Below are 17,869 nucleotides of genomic sequence, written 5' to 3' on the forward strand. Positions count from 1 at the left end.
GTTCGCCTGCCCGGATCGGTCGTGCCCACGGCGGACGTTCGTCGAGCAGATCGAAGGCCTGACGCGCCGGCACGGACAGAGCACCGAGCGGCTGCGATCGTCGGTCGCGGCGGTGGGGCTGGCACTCGCGGGCCGGGCCGGAGAACGGATGGTCCAGCTGCTGGGTCTGCGCGGGAGCCGCAGCACGCTGCTGCGGCGGGTGATGGAGCTGCCGGACCAGCCCGTCGGCGCCCCGACCGCGATCGGGGTGGACGACTTCGCCCTACGCAAAGGCCACGTCTACGGCACCGTGATCATCGACGCCATCACCCACCGGGTCCTGGACCTGCTCCCGGAGCGGGACGCGGCCACGCTCGGCCCGTGGCTCGCCGACCAGCCGCAGGTCGAGGTGATCTGCCGCGACCGCGCCAGCGCCTACGCGGAGGCCGCCGACATGGCGGCACCCCAGGCCTGGCAGGTCGCCGATCGCTACCACCTGTGGCGCAACCTCACCCAGGCCGTCGAACGCACCGTGCTCGACCACCGCTCCTGCCTGCACAGCCTCCCCGTGATCGAGTCGGAGCCCGAGCCGCAGTGGGAGACCCCGGTCCTCGCCGACAGTGGCGCCGACGAAGACGAGAAGCCGGCCCCCTCCGGGCGGATGGCGGATCGGCGAAGTGCCCACCATGCGCTGGTGCACGAGTTGCTGGAGCACGGGATGAGCATGCGCGAGGTCGCCCGCCACCTCGGCTGGAGTCGCAACACCGTCCGGCGGTACGCGCACGCCGCGCGCTGGCAGGACATGATGAAGGACCGGCGCCCTCAGACGAGCAAGCTCGACCCGTTCAAGCCTTTCCTGGCCCGGCGGTGGGAGGAGACGGGCGGGAAGATCACCGGGCGCGTGCTGTTCGAGGAGATCACCGCGCGTGGCTACCGGGGCGGCCTCACGCTCCTCGCCCAGTGGAAGCGTCAGGCCCTCACCGCCCCGGACAGCGTGCCGCCGCCACCCCCACCGCCCTCCGTTCGGCAGGTCACCGGCTGGCTGACCCGCCACCCCGCCGGACTCACCCTCGACGAGGAGGTCCAGCGCAAGGCAATCCTCGCGCACTGCCCCGAACTGGACACCGCAGCCGGCTTGGTGACCTCCTTCGCCGAGATGCTCACCCGCCTGGAAGGCGAACGCCTCACCGAGTGGATCACCGACGCCATGACCTCCAGTCTGCCCGGGATCAGCACCTTCGCCGTCGGCCTGAACAGCGACTACGACGCCGTCCACGCCGGCCTGACCACCCACTGGAACTCCGGCCCGGTCGAAGGCACCGTCAACCGGATCAAGATGCTCAAGCGGCAGATGTACGGCCGCGCTGGCTTTGACCTTCTGCGGAAAAGGGTCCTGCTGGCGTCATGACCTCGCTGTCGGCGGCCAGTGCGAAGATCCCCGGACAGCGACGTGAGGAGATCACTATGGGCACTTGGGACATCGGCCCCTTCGAGAACGACACAGCTGCGGACTTCGCCGACGCTCTGGACGAGACGGCCATGGAGGAGCGAGAAAACCTCATCCGAAGCGCGCTTACCCGCACCGTCCGCACCCAGGACTACCTCGACAGCTCAGAAGGGGTGGAAGCCGTCGCTGCCGCCGCCCTCATCGCAGCACAGTTCCCGGGTGGCGAGCCGATCAGCACAAGCTACGGTCCCGACGAAACTCTGCCGGCCTTCGCCGCTGACCTCCGGGCACTTGCAGTCGACGCCCTCGACCGAGTCCTCGCCGAGGAATCCGAGCTCGCCGAACTCTGGGACGAGACCGTCGACGGCCCGCGATGGCGACAGAGCGTCGACCGGCTTCGAGCAGTCCTCGACCCCCAGCCCAAGCTCCACGAGGACCCGCTATTCGAGATCTAACTTGCTGACTCACCGTCACCAGTCACACAACTTGGGCCAGAACCTCATATGACCCGACAAAATCACCCCGGGTTCCGGACGGGTGCTGTTCGGCACCATCCGCCCGCCCCGCACCCAGCCGCCGTGGTCACCGGCCGCCGTAGAGCCCGCGCCACACGCCGTCTTGGCAGCCTTCGAGGGCTTGGAAGAGGACTTCCTTGGCCGAGGCTGCCGCCGAGGCATGTTCCTTCGGGGCCGACCCGGCCGGCGCCGTCGACGAGTTGGTGCGCGGTCTGCTCGAACAGCTCGGCCACTGGCAGCACGGCGTCGGGGCACCACCGGGATGCGGCTTACGGGCGACGGACGACAGGCACGGCGGGTCCGGTCAGGTGGTCGCCGCTTCGGCCTCCGGAAGATTTCAAGTCCAGTGAGACGGTCGTGACGCTATGAGGTTTGTGGTGCGGGTTCCCTGCGTTTGGCGGGGTCGTTGATCCACGCCGCCTTCGGGATCTCGGGTGGTCTGGGGCGGCGGCCGAAGCGTTCGGGGTGCCGTGCGTATGCCTCGGCGAGGGTGACGGCCCGCTGGTCGCGGATCTCCTCCGCGGTGCCGAAGTGGACGCTGGCGGGCGTGTGGAGTCCGATGCCCGAGTGCCTGTGCTCGTGGTTGTAGTACGAGATGAAGGCGTCGAACCATTCGCGGGCGTGGGCCAGGGAGTCGAACCGCTCGGGATAGTCGGCCATGTACTTGGTGGTCTTGAACTGGGCCTCGCTGTAGGGGTTGTCGTTGGAAACCTTCGGACGCGAGTGGCTCCTGGTGACGCCGAGGTCGATCAGCAGCTGGGAGACCTTCTTGCTGGTCATGGAGGTGCCGCGGTCGGCGTGCACGGTCTCGGGGACGATGCCGTTGCGCGTGATGGCCTCGCGGATCAACTCCTCAGCCCGTTCCGCTGATTCGGCCAGTTCGACGGTGTGACCGACGATGTAGCGGCTGAAGATGTCGATGATGACGTAGGCGTGGTACCAGATGCCCTTCCTGGGGCCGGCCGCTTTGGTGATGTCCCAGGTGAACACCTGCGAGGGGCCGTCGGCGACCAGTTCGGGCACCGTCGTGGCCGGGTGGGTGGCCTGGCGGCGGCGCTCACCCGACTGGCCCCGCTCACGCAGGATCCGGTACATCGTGGAGACCGAGCAGTGGTAGCGCCCGGTATCCAGCTCACGGGCCCAGATCTGCGCGGGCGCCAGCTCGGCGTACTCGGGGCTGTTCATCAACTCCAGTACCGCGTCACGCTCTTCGGAGGTCAGGGCCGACGGCTGGACCTGCGGGGACCTGGGCCCGCGCACGGGCGGCGGCTTCAGCCTGCGGTAGTGGGTGGCCCGGGAGCGGCCGGTCAGCCGGCACGCGGCGGTGATGCCCAGCTCGTGTTCGACGCCGGTGAACGCCTCGTCCACGACGGGATCGGCGGCGTGGGTCAGTCCGCGCTCTCGGAGATCATTTCCAAGAGCGCCGACGCTTTTCCCAGGACCTCCAGCGCGGCCTTGTTCCGGGCGAGCTCCTTCTCCAGCCGTTCCACCTGCCGGCGCAGCTTCTCGTTCTCGACCTCGGCGGCGGACCTCTTCGGGCGGGCCGGGCTCGTGCGCTGGTCGACCAGGTTCTCCAGGGCCCCGGCATCACGCGCGGCCCGCCATTCGGTGACGTGGGAGTGGTACAGGCGCTCACGGCGCAGGACCGCACCCTTCTCGTTCTTGGGCGCGGCGTCGTACTCGGCGACGATCCGCAGCTTGTACTCGGGACTGAACGTGCGGCGCTTCGGCTTGGGAGCCGGGTCTGCTGCGGACGGATTGGTGCTGGTCATCAGGGGTGGAACTCCTACTCGGGCCCTCTCAGGCTAACCCGACAAAGCGGGACGTCTCACCCAAGGCTGACAGAGAGGGCTCGCTGATGCGCTTGTGCAGTGCGGCCATGAACTTCGGGTACCGGCCGGCGGTGCGGGCATCGTCGAAGGCCGGATGCTCGCCCGCCTTCTTCCATGCGGCGCCGGCTTCCTCCCGCAGCTGCCACAGCCGCTCGGTGAGCTTTGCCGGCCAGAACGAGGCGGCGGGCCCCTCCTGCAAGCCGCCCGGCGGCGGATCGGCGGGCCAGCACAGACGCTCCAACCACTGCTCCGGGGCGGGAAGCCTCGCACGGGCCTCCGCCGCAATCTCGGCAGAGAACCACTCGACCGCGCGCTGCGCGGCCCGGGCTGTCAGCTGCAGACCGATCAGGTCGTCGGGAACAGAATGTCATCAGGCACAGAAAGGGAGCCTACGGGGTGAGAGGCCCCCGCCGCGCTGGAGGCGGCGGCACCCCGTGACAGGCCCGGACCGTGGCCGAGGTCTGTGCCACCACGGCACCCTGCAGCAGGCCGTAGGCCGACCGGCCGTGGTAAGCACCCACCACGCGGAAGAATGAGCCGGGTGACCAGCACCCAGCCCCTGCCCCGCGGCATCAACGCTCTGATCCCGAACACCCGCGCCCAGGCCACGCCCGGCGAGCGGGCCGCCTCCCAGCTCCTCCACCTGCGCGAGGCAACCGTTCCCGTGCCGGTCCTCGCCGCGGCCGCCGAACTGATCGCCCCGCAGCTGGACGACCCCGACCCGGCCACCCGAGAAGCCGCCAGCGCCGTCCACACCCGTCTGCTGGCCGCCATCGAGGACGCCGCACCCGGCCGGTAGCCGACCCGATGCCCCAGCTCACCATTCCATGCCCTGACCAGGAAGAACAGGGTGGGACAGTCCTCGGACCGTCCCACCCTGGATCCACCGGCTCGAGCTTCTAGGGGTTCGAAGGGGCGGGGCCGTCAGACGGGGGAAGCAGGCAAGGCGTTATGACCCGCAGGTACATGAGGTCCCCGGTACCCGCGGTAGACGCAGTCGCGGTGTACCGGCTGCTGGGGTGGAAGGCGTCGACGAGTGCGTCCGGCTTGCCGTCCACGGCCTCGCGATAGCCCTCCACCGTCAGGCCCTCGCCGGTCAGCATGTCGCGGATCTTCCGGACCGCTTCCGGGTGCCGGTCACGCGGCACGTGGCTATCGACGCTGTACATCAGGATGTACCGGTCGTCGGAGGCGGTCTCGCCGTTCTTCCCGGTACACGGGGAGAAGAACGCGTCGACGGTCGCCGGGTCGGGCTCGATCCCGGCGGTGCGGGCCATGTGCTCGGTGATCTGCTGGGCCCAGGTCTGGGCGTCGGCCTTGGACTTCACGGGTGGTGGGTCACTCCTGTCGGAATGGGCGGACGAGCACCCGCCAAGCAGCGCTAGCAGGAGCGCGGCGGCGATGATCCGCGCGGGGGTGCGGGATGCGCTGGCATTCATGGTGCTCCAGGGGCAGCGGTCAACTGGACTGGTTGTGGCGTCAGTGCGGGACGGTGGGGGCGAGCGTCGGCGGGCGGCCGGCGATGATCCGTCCCTGGTTGATAAGGGTTTCGCTTGCCCCGCCGGGGCCCATGTTCCAGTAGCCGCCGTGTCCGCTGGTGTCGACCTTGATGTGCTGGGCGCCGAAGCTCCCGTACTGGGGGCCCTCGCCAAAGACGGTGCCGGTAGCCGTCTGGATGTTGTCGTCCTTGGCCGTACCGACCCAGACATGCTTCGGGTCGATGTTGAGCTCCGATGCCCGGTCCACCCCCATTCCGGGACTGCCCAGCGCGATGATGTCGTCGGCGTTCACCCCGCCGTCCCGCGCGGCGGCGCCCACGACATAGGTCCCGTAGCTGTGTGCCATCAGGGTCAGGTGCGAACAGACGCCGTTGTCGCCCTCAGCCACCCGCAGGCCCTTGGTGAAGTTCCGCAGGAGCGGCGCCCCAGCATCCCCCCGGTCGGTTTCGGCCACGGTGCCGTCCAACCAGTTCGGTGTCTCGTAGCCCAGCCACGAGACCACGGCCACGTCCCCGTTGCGTTCGCCCTCGGCGGCCTTCTGCAGACGCCGGACGTGGTCCATCTGTCCCGGCACTCCGGCGAGCACGGTCCCGGTGCCCGGCACGAAGACCGCCGTGTGCTGCGCTTTGTCGGGGTTTCCGGTCGAGACGATGGCCCGGCCGTTGTGCGCCTCAGGATCGATGCCCAGAAGGAACATCTGGTGCTTCTCGGGGTTCCCGTCGGACGCCGTCAGCTTCCTCCTGATCTCCTCCAAGGCGTTGATCCGCGACTTGTACTCGTCTTCGTCGATACCGAAGTCGCCGGGCTTTCCGGTGCGGTAGGCGTCCAGCTTCTCATCGAGGACCAGGCGGTTGGCCTCGTCCCGGACGGTCGCGGGCAACCCGTCCAACTTGCCGATCCGGTCGGGGTGCAGGGCCAGATAGGCCTCCTGCTGCTCGGGGGGCAGTCCCTTCCACCACGCCGCGGACTGCTCCGGGTCCTTGCCGTCCGGGATGTAGGGATCGACCAGCCCGAGGTCCTGCATCGCGGCGGCGGCCGCGTTCTTCGCCCCCGCGAGCGCGCCCTGCACCTTGGCCGGGTCAAGGGCCCCCGAGCTAAGCCGCCCCAAGGCCGTATTGCCCTGATCACTCGCTGTCTGGGCGTCCTTCAGCGCGGCGTCGATCCGGCCCTGGAACCCCTTCATGTCCCAACCGAGCTGCTGGCGCGCCTTCTGTGCGTCCGGGTCGTTGTGCTCGCCCTCCCCCACGGGCGGGAGGCTGACGACCCCGTCGGCGGACACGTTCAGGCCGGCGTCCACGGCCCGGTTCACGGCGTTGATGAGGTTGGTCTGCGCCTGGTACATCCGGTCGGCAACGGTGTTGAGCACCAGGGCGGCGGTGCCCACTTCCATCTTGACGATGTTCAGCTGCTGCTCCGTCTTCCCCATGTACGAAACCGCTGCCTTGGCGTCGTCGCCTTCCCAGTTGCCGGCCAGCGGCCCGTTGACCTGGCTGCGATGCCGCTGGCCCGCGGTCTCCACAGCGTGTCCCAGTGCCGTCCAGGCCTTCGCCGCGTCGTGCAGCCCATGGGGATCGAACTTCACCAAGAGCTGGTAGAGGCTCACTTGGCCCCCTGCGGTGCGGCAGCCCACGCACCGGCGACCGCGCGCTCGTTGTGCTCGTGGGCGGCGGCGTTGGCGTTCAGGTTGGCCGCGGTGTCCGCGAGGCGCTGGCGCAGGTCGGCAAGCGGCTTGGACCAGCCGTTCCCCAACTGGCCCAGCCCGCCGGCGATCGACCAGCCGGTGAGCTGGCCGGCAACGGTCTCGCTGGTGGTCGTCGCGCTGCGGACCGGCGCGTCCAGTTCCTCCCCCAGCCCCTTCGCAATCCCTGCGGACGCCCGCAGATCCGCCATCTGGATCACAACCTTGCCAGTGACGTTGTCAGCCACGTGGGTTCCCCTCCCCGAAAATGAACGCCCAGCCCCACTCCCCGCAGAATGCTAGGCAGGCAGTGTACGCTCCGCATCCGTACAGATACTCAGATGCTACGGCCACGTCCTGCCGATGCGCGCGGTAGTCGACCTCAAGGGCCGCACCGCGGAGCTCACCGACCTGATCGCCGAACGACTCACCGGCGCCCACGAGAAAGCCGGCGGCGCCGCGCTCCCGGCCGAGGTGCTCGGCGGGATCGTCGCCGCGGCGGTCGCCGAGGTCCGGGCCCGCCCCGACGTCCCGGCCGCCGAGCTGGAGACCGGACCCGCCCCGGCCGGCATCACCACCGAGGCCTGGCGCCGCCGCGTGAGCGCCGGCCGCGACGCGATCACCCAGCAGAGAGCCGCCCAGCTCGGCATCGGCGCGCTCGCCCCCCTCGACTCGAGTCGTGCCGGCCTACGTCTCCGACCGCCAGGCCGAGGACAGCGGTCTCGCCCGCCTCGCGAACGACATCGGCATCACCACAGAGGAGATCCTCGCCTGCCGCCGCTACACCATCTCCGGGGACGTCCGGGCGATGGAAGGCTGGTAGAACCGCAGGCCAGATGGGGCGGCTTGTTTTGCGCCCGTCCCGGAGGGCCTCGAACGGGGGGCGATTTTGAAACCGCCGCAGGTCAGCACCCGCCGGTGATGGCCCGTGCGTGTGCGTCTCGGGTCCGGCGGGCGCCTGTCCGCAGGCTACCGGGACGCGGTCGGCGGGCCGGGGATTACCCGTGGTGGGAGCGCTCAGATCTGGCGGTCCGGGTCGGAGAAGGTGAGGCCGCCGGGGGCGAGCGGACGCCGGGCCGGAGCAGGTACGGGCGCGGTCTCGCCGGGCGGCTGGCGGAAGTCGGCGCCCTGCTCGACCGGCAGCAGTCGGCGCCCGCCGGACTGGGCAGGCACGGGAGCATCGGTGGCGCGCTCGGAGAAGGCGGGCAGCGAGAGGCTGCGACGGGCAACGGTCATGATCACAGTCTCGCAGCTCAGGCGGGCGTAGGCGGGCCAGACCGCTATCACCCGTGCTGGCGGTCTGGCCTACTGGGTCGGCGGCTGCTTGACCGCGTTGGTCATTTCGGCTGCCAGGGCCTGGGCGTCGTGGTGAGCGCCGGGGTGGGTGCGGTCGAACCACTGGATGAACTCGTGGACTGTGCCGATCCGGGCGACCCGCTCGTGGAGGGCCTTCTGGTCGTGACCGGGGACGAACCAGCCGGTGGTGGTGGTCTCGCCGCAGCCACACGCGCAGACCTTCACGTCGTGGGCGGAGTCGATGTAGGTGACGGGGTTGCGCACGGACGCCGGGACGGGAGAGGGCTTGCCGACGTAGGCGTCGTGGACAGGGTGGCCGACGGGAAGGACGGTGCCTTCCACAGCCCGCCGGCTGCCGGTGACCTGGGCGAGCCGGTCGATCTCGACAGCTTGGCGGACGACGCCGTCGGCGGCGATCAGCAGGTAGCGCTCGCGGTCGGCCTTGGCCCCGAGGACCCAGGCGCCGCGGCCTGCCTCGTAGGTCTGTTCGTCGCTCATCCCCGGCTCCCAGCCGATGTGACTGCGCCCGAGGGGGTCGTCGGTCTTCGCTGCGGCGCGGGGGCCCAGCTTGATGTGGATCATTCATCCTCCCGATACCTGGCTCTGCTTAGCGTCAAGGGTATTCGACGTTATGCTTCCCCTCAGAGCGCGGATAGTTGCTACTCCTTACCGCCTCATCTATCAACTATTGGGGTGGAGTGGAGCGATGATGCGTGAGCAGTGGGAGGCTGTCCCGGCGGTCCTGTCGGAGGCCGAGATCAGCCGGGTCCTGAGCGGGGTGGTCCTTCCGTCCTGGGCCGGTGGTGCGGTGCCGCAGGAGGAGCCGGTGGTGCTGCTCGTGGCCGGCCCGCCCGGCAGCGGCAAGACCACCCTCGGCGATCTGCTGATGCCGGTTCTCAGCCGGCGCGGCGGCGCGGTGCGCGTCGGCGCGGACCTCTACAAGAGCGCGCACCGGCACTACAAGACGCTGCTGGCGAAGGACGTGCGCACCGCAGGCGTCGGCGTGCGGGCGGACACCCGGCGTTGGCAGGCCGCCGTGGAGGAGCACGTGCGCGCCCATCGGCTGGACGCGGTGGTGGAGACCGCGCTCGCCGACCCGGACGAGGCCCGGGCCCAGGCGCTGGCCTACCGGGCGGCCGGGCACCGGATCGAGGTGATCGCCGTGGCATGTGCCCTGGCCTGGAGCCAGCTCGGTGTGCTGGAGCGCTACCTCGGCAACGCCGAGGGGGCCGGGCGGTGGGTGTCGTGGGCCAACCACGACGAGTGCGCCCGCCAGTTGGCCCGGACCCTGGGCGTGCTGGAGGAAGAGCGCCTGGTCGACCGCGTCATGGTGGTGCGGCGCGGCCTGGAGCCGCTCTACAGCAACGAGCTCATCGACGGGACGTGGGTACGGCTGCCCGGCGCGGCGCGGGCGGTGGAGGCCGAGCGGGCCCGGTGGTGGGGCGCGGTGGAGACCGCTTGCTTCCGCCGGTCGCTGGCCGGTGCGGAGCGCGCCCTGGTGCGGGCGGAGACCCGGCTTCCGGCCGACCGGGTGCTGGCCGTCGTACGGGATGCGGAGCGGTGCGCGGCGCTGGCCGAGCCGGTGCGGCGCACCGCTCAGCCGATCCCCGGGCCGCCCGGCGTCGACTACCACCGGCTGTCCGCCGACGAACACGAGTGGACGTATCTGAACCTGATCGTTCCGGACCTCGGGGAGATCGTGGCGCAGGAGCGGCCCGTCGTCGTGTACGTGATGGGGGCACCTGGCGCGGGCAAGACCCAGGCGACGGTGATGGTGCGCCGCGCGCTGCGCGAGCGGCGGGCGGTGTGGATCTCCGGCGGGATGTTCAAGGCGGCCCACCCTGATTACTTCCGGCTGCTGCGCGAGCATCCGCGCACCGCCTCCGCCCGGATCCGCGCGGACTACAAGGCGTGGCAGGCGAGGGCTGAGGCGTACGTGCGGGAGCGGCGCGCGGACGCAGTGATCGAGGTCGCCCCCGGCAGCGCGGACGCCTTCCTCGCCGATGCCGCCGCGTGGCGCCGGGCCGGGTACCGCGTCGAGCTGCTGGTGCTGGACGTGCGCGCGGCCGACAGCCGCCAGGGCACCGCCCTGCGCTACGCCGAGGTCAGCCGGGGCGGCACCCGCCCGGGCCGGTTCACCACCGCCAGCGGGCACGACCGATGCCTGGCGGCGGTGCTGGAGTGCGTCCAGGCCGTCGAGGAGCAGCGCCTGGTCGACCACCTCAGCGTGGTGAGGCGCGATGGCACCGCCGTCTTCCGCAACACGCTCGGCCCCCACGGCCGGTGGGCCGGGCCGGCCGGTGCCGCGCTCGCCGCCCGGGCGGGGCAGGTGCGGCCCTACACCGAGCAGGAGGCCCGCCAGTTCCTCGCCGACCAGCGCGAGCTGCGCATAGCGCTGCCGCAGTACCGGCGGGACGTCGACGCGATCACCCGCCTCGCCTGGCCTCTGCTGCCGCCCGCGCTCCAGCCCGGCCGGCTCGCCTTCACCCCGCCCGCCGCGCTCCCGGCGCAGCGCGGCGAGCAGGTCCGTGCGCAGCGGTGCGTCGTCGGCCTGTTGGAGGAGCAGGTCATGCAGGCGCTCCTGCCCGCACGGCCGGGACGGCGCAGCCTCGGCCAGCGCCCGGCATTTGCGGCACGAGGCCAGAGCCCGCGGCTGGAAGTCGTGCATGAAGCGCTTCAGGTAGCGGCCGCGGATCCCACACAGGGTACGGCCCGGGCTCCGGCGTGCTCGACGCCGGGCACACCTTCGACCTCGACCGCGGGGAACTCGGCCGGCTCACTCGCGGTGACGAACGACCAAGTCCCGCCTGAGGCGTCGATATCGGGAGAATCGATCACGCGAGGCAGCGTGCCACGCCCGCGCACCCACCACCCGCACGAGGGTAGGGAGGCAGCCGCACGGCTCACACGCCGCGTTCCTTCACCGGGTAGAGCTTCGTGTGGAGCACGCGGTCCTCCCACCACGGATCGTCCGGGGCGGACATCAGCGCGGCCACCAGCTCCCGCTTCGTCGGGACCGGCAGCACCAGCAGGCCCAGCCCCTCCATCTCCCGGAATGTCCGTGACCGACACCACAGCCAGCGGCGCGCGTGCGGCACGGGTTCGGCAGTCCGGTGACACCGGACCTTGCGCGTGCAGAGTCTGCTGAGCACCCGGGCAGAGCGAGGCCAGAGGCCAGAATGTAGCCATGGAGAACGAAGTGCCATTGTCCGGCGGACGTCTCACACCCGGCGTGGTCAGGGTCGGCCATACCGTCCGGCGGCCAGCCAGCGCATCGTCATCGTTCGTCGCCGCACTGCTCGGTGACCTCCAGCGGGCGGGCTTTGCCGGCGCTCCGCGCCACCTCGGGTTCGACACAGCCGACCGCGAAATCCTCAGCTACCTCCCCGGCTGGGTGCCCGCCCGATTCCAGCGCTGGACCGACCCCCAGGTGGCCGCAGCCGGTTCCCTGCTCCGTTCCTTCCACGACGCCACCCGCGGCAGTCGCCTGGCCGGTCGGCATCCCGTGGTCTGCCACCACGACCCGGGGCCCAACAACACGGTCTTCGCCGACGACATCCCGGCCGCCTTCATCGACTTCGACACCGCCGCCCCCGGCGATCCCATCGAAGACCTCGGCTACATGGCGTGGACCTGGTGCATCTCCTCCAAACCCAGCGCTCCACCCACCACCGTCCAGGCCGCACAGGTACGCGTCCTCACCGACGCGTACGGGCTCGACGCCACCTCCCGCTCCCACCTCATCGATGCCGCGCTCGACCGCCAGGACCGCAACGCCAGGTGGTGGCGCAGCCACCTCGCGGGCTCGTCCCCGCGCGTCGCCGACGACCACACGATCGCCGAGCGCATCCGGTGGTCCGAACAAGAGCACGCCTACACCTCGGCCAACCGCGAGGCCTTCGACACAGCCCTGGGCTGACAAGACAGCGCTCGCCGCCCTCCGAACGGGACAGCGCCGGACCCCCTTGTCCAGGGGAAACGCACCGCTGTCCAGGGGAAACGCGCCGCGCTGGTCGGCGCGCGCGGCCAGCTGCGCGCGGACCCCGCGCGGCCTGTCCATAGGCGCGCCGCGCGCTGCTGGGACTGTCCACGCGCGCTGCCCATCGCGCGCGGGACGGCGCGCGGCCGCGGCGGCCGGTCCGCACTACCAGCGGGTGAGGTGTTCCCCCAGGGCCCGGCGCAGCAGGGCAAGGGCGGCGTCGGGTCCGGGGCAGCGCAGGGGTTCGCCGCTGGCGGCGTCGGCGACGATGCTGCTGTCGATCAGGGCGGTCCAGGTGCCGCGCTGGACGTCGTACTCCTCGATCCAGCCGACCGGGCGGCCTTCTCGTTGGAGCTCCTGGACGCCCGGGTGGGTGGGCCAGGTGAGGTGGACCAGGCCGTCGTCGAGCGCGGCACGGTCGGGATCGTGCAGGCGGCGCGGCGCAGCGCCTCGAAGTCCTCCGCCCGCTGCTGGGCCGGGGCGGCGGGTACCGGCACCCGCGCGGGCGCCCCCGATTCGGTTCGGTCCGAAATGGCGGGTACCGCCGCCCCGGCCAGGCCGGGTGCTTTTTCGGACCGATCCGAAACGGCCGGTGCGGCAGGCTGCCCGACCAGGACCCTGGGGTCGACCCGGGCCAGGACATCCGGACGCATCAGCATCTCCTCGGCCCGGCGCAGCACGCGCTGGGGCTCGGTCAGGTCCGGCCAGCAGGCCTCGTCCCGCGCTTCCTCCGCGGCCTCCACCGCCCGGACGCTCAGCGACCCGTGCAGACGGCGGAACTGCTCGTACGCGGCCACCGGGTCGGCGTCGACCGCGTCCAGGAACGCGCGGGCGGCGTCCACGGCCGCCTCCGCGCACCGCAGCACCTCCGCCCGCGCGCCCTCGCCGGACCGGACGGCGTCGGCCTTGAGCTTGTCCCGCGCCGCCTTGGACTTGCACGCCTTCGAGCAGTACACAAGCCGCCGCCCGCGCTTGCCGGGCTCCGGCGCCGGCACCGACTTCCCGCACCCCACCCGCAGGCACACCTCACCCAACGCCACCTCGAGCGCATCGCCCGCACCCCGTACGTCGCCAAGATGCTGCGCACCATCCCGGCCGGCGTCGCGAAGCTGGAAGACCTGGAGGCCGAAGGCCCCAGCTCCGACCTCTGGTGGTCGATCGCCGACCTCGAAACCGGACCCGCCCCTGGTGGGAGCTGACCGGCACCAGCCCCTGACCCAGACAGCGACCCATACCTTGATGCCCATCCCGAGCCTGGGGCGGGCATCAAGGTATCCGGCCCGCTCTCACCAATGCTTTGACCTGTGGCGTTATCGCCCCGTGACCAGGCCATCAAGGTATTCGGCCCAGGCTGGCAACGGCCATCAAGGTTGACGGAGGCGAGCCTCAGGACAGGGGAGCAGCGGTCAGGTTTCCGGGCCGGGTGGGATGCCGACGTCGTAGTGGTCGAAGAGGTCCGCGAAGAACCGCTCCAGGAGCGGGCGGCCCTGGTTGGGGTCGCTCAGCTCGGTGGAGCCGAAGCGGACCACTTCGTAGCCCTTGAGGTCAGGTCGCGGTCCCCGCTCACGGTGTCCGCGTGCTCGGGTCTGATTGTGGAGCGGTTTTGTGCCAGCGGGCTTCGCAGAAGGAGTAGAGGCCGAACTGGCCCGCGAGGACGGCTGCGCCAGTCGGCCCCGGCGGCTCTGTCGCGCAGTCGGCCCCGGCCCGTACTCAGGTGACTGTGGCGAGTGCCCGGGCAGGCTGCGTCTGCTCGTAGGCGTGGCCGACCCGCAGGAGCGTAAGCTCACCGAGGGGCCGGCCGAGCAGCTGCATGCCGATGGGCATGCCCGCCGCGTCGTGTCCGACCGGTACGGTCAGGGCGGGCACTCCGGTGATGTTGGCGGGGGCGGAGAGGCGCACGTAGGCGTCGGAGACGCCCTCGACCGTTCCGTCGGGCCAGGTGACCGTCTCCTCGTCGGCCCCGACTGCGGGCATCGGGACGCTCGGGGCGGCGATCACGTCGACCTCCTTCAGCATCCGTGCCCACTCGGCGCGCATGAGCGTGCGGGAGCGTTGAGCGCGCACGTAGTCACCGGCGCTCATCAACTCGCTTGCCTCCAGGAGGATGCGGACGTCCTCCTGATACAGCTCGGGGACCGTGCGCAGGCTGCCTTCGTGGTAGGCGCCGGCCTCCGGCACCATCAGACCCCACTGGGTGGCCTGGATGTAGCGGGTCATCGGGATGTCGACCTCGACGAGCTGTGCGCCCAGGGCTTCCAGCTGCCCGATGGCGCGCCGGACGGCGGTCTCCACCTGCGGGTGGACATTGTCGAAGTAGTAGGTGCGCGGCAGGCCGATGCGCAGCCCCGCCAGGTCCGTGCCGGCACCGGGCCGATAGTCCGCGGCGGGCGTGGACAGCGAGGCGGGGTCGCGCGGATCGTGTCCGGCCAGCGTGGTGAGGACAAGGGCCGCGTCCTCGACGGTGCGGGTGACCGGACCGACGTGGTCCAGCGACCACGACAGGGAGGTGACGCCGTGACGGGAGACGAGACCGTAGGTCGGCTTGAGGCCGACGACCCCATTGAGCGCGGCGGGGACCCGGATCGACCCACCGGTGTCGGTGCCCAGGGCGAACGTCGCGGTGCCCGCCGCGACGGCGACCGCGGAGCCGCCGCTGGAGCCACCGGCGACCCGGCCGCGGTCCCAGGCGTTGCGGGTCTGCGGGGTGGTCAGGCCGAACGCGAATTCGTGGGTGTGGGTCTTGCCGAGCAGGATCGCGCCGTCTGCGCTCAGACGGGCAGCGACCGTGCTGTCCGCCGTCGCGCGGTGGTCGGCGCGGACCCGGGAGCTGGCCGTGGTGGCCATCCCGCCGACGTCGATCAGGTCCTTGAGCCCCATCGGGATGCCGTGCAGCGGCCCCCGGTAACGGCCTTGTGCCGCTTCGTGTTCGGCTTCGCTCGCCGCCCGGCGCGCCTGCTCCGCGGCGACCGTGACGTAGGCGCCCAGGTGCGGTTCCACCGTCTCGATACGATCGAGGACGGAGTCGACCAGTTCGACGGGGGACAGTCGCCGGGCACGTATTGCGTCGGCGGCGGCGGCGAGGGACAGCTCATACGGCTGCATCGTGCGTCTCCTCTCCGGCTCGGTAGGCGGCGGCGGGCGGGACGTCCGCGAAGTCCAGCTCGCGCAGGACCGAGACGACGCTGTGGATGTGGTTGGCGACCGCGGCGACCGCGGCGTGGCGCTCGGCGGGCAGCACAAGCCCGGCGCGGGCGGCCCAGCGGGCCGCCTCGGGCGGTGTGAGTTCGACGGCGAGCATGGATCTTCTTCCTCTCGGTCAAGGCTGGAGCGGCGGAGTAACCGAAGCCGTAAAGGCCAAGGGTTCGCTTTAGGTATCCGCAGGCGCCACGGCTGCTCGGCGGCCCGTGCGGGGGCGGCCGGGCGGCACCGGCCGCGTGGTCAGGCCGCAGTGGCCGGGATCTTGACGCCCGGCTCGGGGAGCAGCCGGTAGCGGCCGCTCTCCCGGCGGACGGTGCCGGCGGTGGGCCGCGGGAAGTGGGTGCCCAGCAGCAGCGCGTCGGTGTCCGCCAGGGCGTCGAGCAGCCGGGCGCGGGTGCGCACCGCCTGGGCCGGGTCGATGTCGACGCAGCTGTGCACGTGGGGGTGGGACAGCTGCACGGGGTGGTGGATGCTGTCGCCGGTGATCAGCGCCTGGCGGTCGCTGCCGCGCAGTTCCACGGCGACCTGCCCCGGGGTGTGGCCCGGGGCGGGGACCAGGAGGACGCCCGGCGCCACCTCACGGCCCTGCTCGGGCACGGGCACGAGGTCGTACTGCCCGGCGTCGCGGACCGGGTGGACGGAGTCGCGGAACATCTGGGTGCGGGCCTCGTCCAGGTCGGTGGCGGCCCAGTGGTCCCATTCGGTGCGGCTGGTGAGATAGCGGGCGTTGGGGAAGGTGGGGATCCAGTCCTCGCCGACGAGACTGGTGTTCCAGCCGACGTGGTCGGTGTGCAGGTGCGTGTTGATCACCAGGTCCACGGACTCGGGCGCGAAGCCGGCCGCCGCGAGCCGCTCCAGGAAGTCGGTGTCGAGACCGTTCCAGGCCGGGTTGGCCCGGGTCTTGTCGTTGCCGATGCCAGTGTCCACGACGATGCGCAGCCCACCGGCCTCCACCGCGAAGCTGTGGCTCGCCAGGCGTGGGACGTCGGCGTCGGCGAAGTCGGGGCGCAGCCACGACGCCTCGTCCAGCACCTCCTTAGTGGCGTCCGGTAGCAGCCAGGGTCCGGTCTGGCGCGGCAGTTCGATCTCGTCGACGCGGTGTACGGCGATGTCGCCGAGGCTCCATCCCGTGCTCGCGGCGGGGATGGTCTGACGGGGCGCGGCGGTGCTCATCGATGGGTCCTCACGTTGTGGGCGGGTTCGGTCCGGTCAGGCGGTGTGCGGCTGCCGGACGGCGCGGACGAGGCCGATCAGGGTCAGCAGGATGACCGTCACGCCGTAGAGCGAGACGGCGCTCTGCAGGCCGTACAGGTTGGTCAGCAGGCCGGCGAGGACGGCTGGGACGCTCATGGCCAGGTAGCTGAGGACGTAGTAGGCGGCGAGCATGCCGGCGCGTTCGCCCGGGGCCGCCGGGGGCAGCAGCAGGCGCAGGGCGCCCTGGGTGACGGCGCCGAAGCCCGCGCCCGCCAGGGCGGTGCCGGCGAACAGCGTGAGCAGGCTGTGCAGGTACGGGCCGGCCAGGGTCAGCAGGGCTCCCGGAATGAGGAGCACGGTGCCGGCGAGGCTGACGGTGCGGGCAGGCAGCGTCCGGGCTGCGTGGCCGGCGAGGCCGGCCGCGGCCGTCAGGGTGAAGAAGACCAGGCCGCCGGTGGCGCTCGCGGCGTGCGGGGCGATGAGGCGGGCGAGCGAGGGACCGAGGGAGGAGTAGAAGCCGCCCAGGGCCCAGGCGGCGACGATGCCGGGCGCGGCGAGCGCCATAGCCGGCCGGGAGGCGGGGGCGACGGTGATGGCGGGGCGCAGTGTGCGCCAGGCACCGGGGTGGGGGCGGGCGGTCTCGGGGGTGAGCAGGACCGCGGCGGTCTGCGCGGCGAAGAGCAGGAGCAGCGGCAGGTAGACGGTGCGGGTCGGGGCGGGGGCGTACTGCCCGAGGGCGGTGGCGACCAGTACGCCGGCAGCCATGCCGGCCACGGGGGCGATGCCGTTGGCGGCCGTTGCCCGGCCCGGGCGGTCGAGGTCCTCGAAGTCGAGCAGGGCGGCTCCGGCGGCGCTGGTGGCCACGCCGGTGGCCAGGCCCTGCAGGATCCGGGCGGCGATCAGCGCCGGTACCCCCTGGGCGGTGGCGAAGACGGCCATCGCGAGGGCCTGTGCCAGCAACGCCGCGGCGAGGACCGGACGCCGGCCCAGCTGGTCCGAGAGCGTGCCCGCGGTCAGCAGTGCCACCAGCAGGGCGAGCGCGTAGGCGCTGAACACGGCGGTCAGCGTCAGGGCCGAGAAGTGCCATGCGGCCTGGTAGAGCGCGTAGAGCGGGGTCGGTGCGCTGGAGGCGGCCAGCAGGCCGACCAGGACCGAGGCGTGGAGCCGGAAAGCGCCCTGGCGGCTCAGCACGGGCAGCCGGCGGGGGTGGGACGGCAGAGCTGTGACGCTGGTCATGGAAGCACCTCTGAGC

At 71.6% G+C, this 17,869-nt stretch carries 21 protein-coding genes; 7 read left to right on the forward strand and 14 right to left on the reverse strand.

From position 1 onward, the window contains the following. Together C2142_RS37830 and C2142_RS37835 are read left to right on the forward strand one after the other, a co-directional pair. Positions 1-1,387: ISL3 family transposase (locus C2142_RS37830; protein WP_148647505.1), on the forward strand; the 1,387-nt coding region annotated here is incomplete at its 5' end. Positions 1,388-1,443: 56 nt separating this feature from the next. Then, a complete protein-coding gene (locus tag C2142_RS37835) occupies positions 1,444-1,881 on the forward strand; it encodes a DUF4259 domain-containing protein (RefSeq protein WP_148646013.1) in 438 nt (145 codons plus the stop codon). 423 nt (positions 1,882-2,304) lie between these two features. Here the strand turns inward: C2142_RS37835 and C2142_RS37840 are convergent, their stop codons facing one another. The 3 genes from C2142_RS37840 to C2142_RS37850 are packed head-to-tail and all read right to left on the reverse strand — an operon-like array spanning position 2,305 to position 4,014. Continuing rightward, complete coding sequence (locus C2142_RS37840; RefSeq protein WP_148647307.1) at positions 2,305-3,309, reverse strand: IS3 family transposase; 1,005 nt, start codon at positions 3,307-3,309, stop codon at positions 2,305-2,307. A 20-nt stretch (positions 3,310-3,329) separates the two neighbouring features. Beyond that, positions 3,330-3,713, reverse strand: coding sequence for a transposase (locus C2142_RS37845; protein WP_148640713.1), 384 nt, complete (start codon positions 3,711-3,713; stop codon positions 3,330-3,332). Positions 3,714-3,741: 28 nt separating this feature from the next. Continuing rightward, a complete protein-coding gene (locus tag C2142_RS37850; protein ID WP_148647308.1) occupies positions 3,742-4,014 on the reverse strand; it encodes a hypothetical protein in 273 nt (90 codons plus the stop codon). Between the two features lie 300 nt (positions 4,015-4,314). On the opposite strand from C2142_RS37850, the gene C2142_RS37855 reads away from it, so the two are divergent. After that, on the forward strand, positions 4,315-4,572 hold the full coding sequence (locus C2142_RS37855) for a hypothetical protein (protein WP_148647309.1): 258 nt from the start codon (positions 4,315-4,317) through the stop codon (positions 4,570-4,572). Positions 4,573-4,672: 100 nt separating this feature from the next. Here C2142_RS37855 and C2142_RS37860 read toward each other — a convergent pair whose 3' ends face one another. From C2142_RS37860 to C2142_RS37870, 3 genes are all read right to left on the reverse strand, one after another. Beyond that, entirely contained in the window at positions 4,673-5,101 is a 429-nt protein-coding gene (locus tag C2142_RS37860; RefSeq protein ID WP_148647310.1) for a hypothetical protein, read from the reverse strand. 151 nt (positions 5,102-5,252) lie between these two features. Continuing rightward, on the reverse strand, positions 5,253-6,875 hold the full coding sequence (locus tag C2142_RS37865; protein WP_148647311.1) for an alpha/beta hydrolase: 1,623 nt from the start codon (positions 6,873-6,875) through the stop codon (positions 5,253-5,255). After that, a complete protein-coding gene (locus C2142_RS37870; RefSeq protein WP_148647312.1) occupies positions 6,872-7,198 on the reverse strand; it encodes a hypothetical protein in 327 nt (108 codons plus the stop codon). The genes C2142_RS37865 and C2142_RS37870 overlap by 4 nt, the downstream gene beginning before the upstream one ends. A gap of 431 nt (positions 7,199-7,629) precedes the next feature. Here C2142_RS37870 and C2142_RS37875 point away from each other — a divergent pair, with 431 nt between their 5' ends. Continuing rightward, the gene (locus C2142_RS37875) at positions 7,630-7,773 is read left to right on the forward strand and encodes a hypothetical protein (protein WP_153882858.1); all 144 of its coding nucleotides are present in this window, start codon (positions 7,630-7,632) and stop codon (positions 7,771-7,773) included. 194 nt (positions 7,774-7,967) lie between these two features. Here the strand turns inward: C2142_RS37875 and C2142_RS37880 are convergent, their stop codons facing one another. Continuing rightward, positions 7,968-8,186, reverse strand: coding sequence for a hypothetical protein (locus C2142_RS37880; protein WP_148647313.1), 219 nt, complete (start codon positions 8,184-8,186; stop codon positions 7,968-7,970). Between the two features lie 69 nt (positions 8,187-8,255). Then, complete coding sequence (locus tag C2142_RS37885) at positions 8,256-8,828, reverse strand: hypothetical protein (RefSeq protein ID WP_194235873.1); 573 nt, start codon at positions 8,826-8,828, stop codon at positions 8,256-8,258. A gap of 124 nt (positions 8,829-8,952) precedes the next feature. Between C2142_RS37885 and C2142_RS37890 the strand changes: the two genes are divergently transcribed. Together C2142_RS37890 and C2142_RS37895 are read left to right on the forward strand one after the other, a co-directional pair. Beyond that, positions 8,953-11,394 carry a zeta toxin family protein gene (locus C2142_RS37890; protein ID WP_241003073.1) on the forward strand — a complete coding sequence of 814 codons (2,442 nt, stop codon included), beginning with the start codon at positions 8,953-8,955 and terminating at the stop codon, positions 11,392-11,394. 39 nt (positions 11,395-11,433) lie between these two features. Further along, entirely contained in the window at positions 11,434-12,165 is a 732-nt protein-coding gene (locus C2142_RS37895) for an aminoglycoside phosphotransferase family protein (RefSeq protein WP_148647314.1), read from the forward strand. A 341-nt stretch (positions 12,166-12,506) separates the two neighbouring features. On the opposite strand, the gene C2142_RS37900 is transcribed toward C2142_RS37895, so the two are convergent. Continuing rightward, positions 12,507-13,238, reverse strand: a complete 732-nt coding sequence (locus C2142_RS37900; RefSeq protein ID WP_162002662.1) for a hypothetical protein — start codon at positions 13,236-13,238, stop codon at positions 12,507-12,509. A gap of 63 nt (positions 13,239-13,301) precedes the next feature. Between C2142_RS37900 and C2142_RS41875 the strand changes: the two genes are divergently transcribed. Next, complete coding sequence (locus C2142_RS41875; protein ID WP_277347309.1) at positions 13,302-13,424, forward strand: hypothetical protein; 123 nt, start codon at positions 13,302-13,304, stop codon at positions 13,422-13,424. Positions 13,425-13,631: 207 nt separating this feature from the next. Here the strand turns inward: C2142_RS41875 and C2142_RS41880 are convergent, their stop codons facing one another. The 5 genes from C2142_RS41880 to C2142_RS37920 all read right to left on the reverse strand — a co-directional run bounded on the left by C2142_RS41880 (position 13,632) and on the right by C2142_RS37920 (position 17,853). Continuing rightward, the gene (locus C2142_RS41880) at positions 13,632-13,754 is read right to left on the reverse strand and encodes a hypothetical protein (RefSeq protein WP_277347310.1); all 123 of its coding nucleotides are present in this window, start codon (positions 13,752-13,754) and stop codon (positions 13,632-13,634) included. Between the two features lie 181 nt (positions 13,755-13,935). After that, entirely contained in the window at positions 13,936-15,327 is a 1,392-nt protein-coding gene (locus tag C2142_RS37905; RefSeq protein WP_148647316.1) for an amidase, read from the reverse strand. Next, positions 15,314-15,523 carry a hypothetical protein gene (locus tag C2142_RS37910; RefSeq protein ID WP_148647317.1) on the reverse strand — a complete coding sequence of 70 codons (210 nt, stop codon included), beginning with the start codon at positions 15,521-15,523 and terminating at the stop codon, positions 15,314-15,316. Before C2142_RS37910 ends, C2142_RS37905 begins: the two co-directional genes overlap by 14 nt. A gap of 140 nt (positions 15,524-15,663) precedes the next feature. Beyond that, a complete protein-coding gene (locus C2142_RS37915) occupies positions 15,664-16,596 on the reverse strand; it encodes an MBL fold metallo-hydrolase (RefSeq protein WP_148647318.1) in 933 nt (310 codons plus the stop codon). Between the two features lie 36 nt (positions 16,597-16,632). Then, positions 16,633-17,853: an MFS transporter gene (locus C2142_RS37920; RefSeq protein WP_148647319.1), complete on the reverse strand. Its 1,221-nt coding sequence runs from the start codon at positions 17,851-17,853 to the stop codon at positions 16,633-16,635. Positions 17,854-17,869 lie beyond the last annotated feature (16 nt).

The sequence above is a fragment of the Streptomyces sp. CB01881 genome, assembly GCF_002953255.1.
Classification (GTDB): Bacteria; Actinomycetota; Actinomycetes; order Streptomycetales; family Streptomycetaceae; genus Kitasatospora.

Bases quoted from the DNA above. Each gene is read 5' to 3' on its own strand.
- C2142_RS37835 (WP_148646013.1), top strand. From the start codon at position 1,444: ATGGGCACTTGGGACATCGGCCCCTTCGAGAACGACACAGCTGCGGAC.
- C2142_RS37845 (WP_148640713.1), bottom strand. From the start codon at position 3,713: ATGACCAGCACCAATCCGTCCGCAGCAGACCCGGCTCCCAAGCCGAAG.
- C2142_RS37880 (WP_148647313.1), bottom strand. From the start codon at position 8,186: ATGACCGTTGCCCGTCGCAGCCTCTCGCTGCCCGCCTTCTCCGAGCGC.
- C2142_RS37885 (WP_194235873.1), bottom strand. From the start codon at position 8,828: ATGATCCACATCAAGCTGGGCCCCCGCGCCGCAGCGAAGACCGACGAC.
- C2142_RS37890 (WP_241003073.1), top strand. From the start codon at position 8,953: ATGATGCGTGAGCAGTGGGAGGCTGTCCCGGCGGTCCTGTCGGAGGCC.
- C2142_RS37895 (WP_148647314.1), top strand. From the start codon at position 11,434: ATGGAGAACGAAGTGCCATTGTCCGGCGGACGTCTCACACCCGGCGTG.
- C2142_RS41875 (WP_277347309.1), top strand. From the start codon at position 13,302: ATGCTGCGCACCATCCCGGCCGGCGTCGCGAAGCTGGAAGACCTGGAG.
- C2142_RS37905 (WP_148647316.1), bottom strand. From the start codon at position 15,327: ATGCAGCCGTATGAGCTGTCCCTCGCCGCCGCCGCCGACGCAATACGT.
- C2142_RS37910 (WP_148647317.1), bottom strand. From the start codon at position 15,523: ATGCTCGCCGTCGAACTCACACCGCCCGAGGCGGCCCGCTGGGCCGCC.
- C2142_RS37915 (WP_148647318.1), bottom strand. From the start codon at position 16,596: ATGAGCACCGCCGCGCCCCGTCAGACCATCCCCGCCGCGAGCACGGGA.
- C2142_RS37920 (WP_148647319.1), bottom strand. From the start codon at position 17,853: ATGACCAGCGTCACAGCTCTGCCGTCCCACCCCCGCCGGCTGCCCGTG.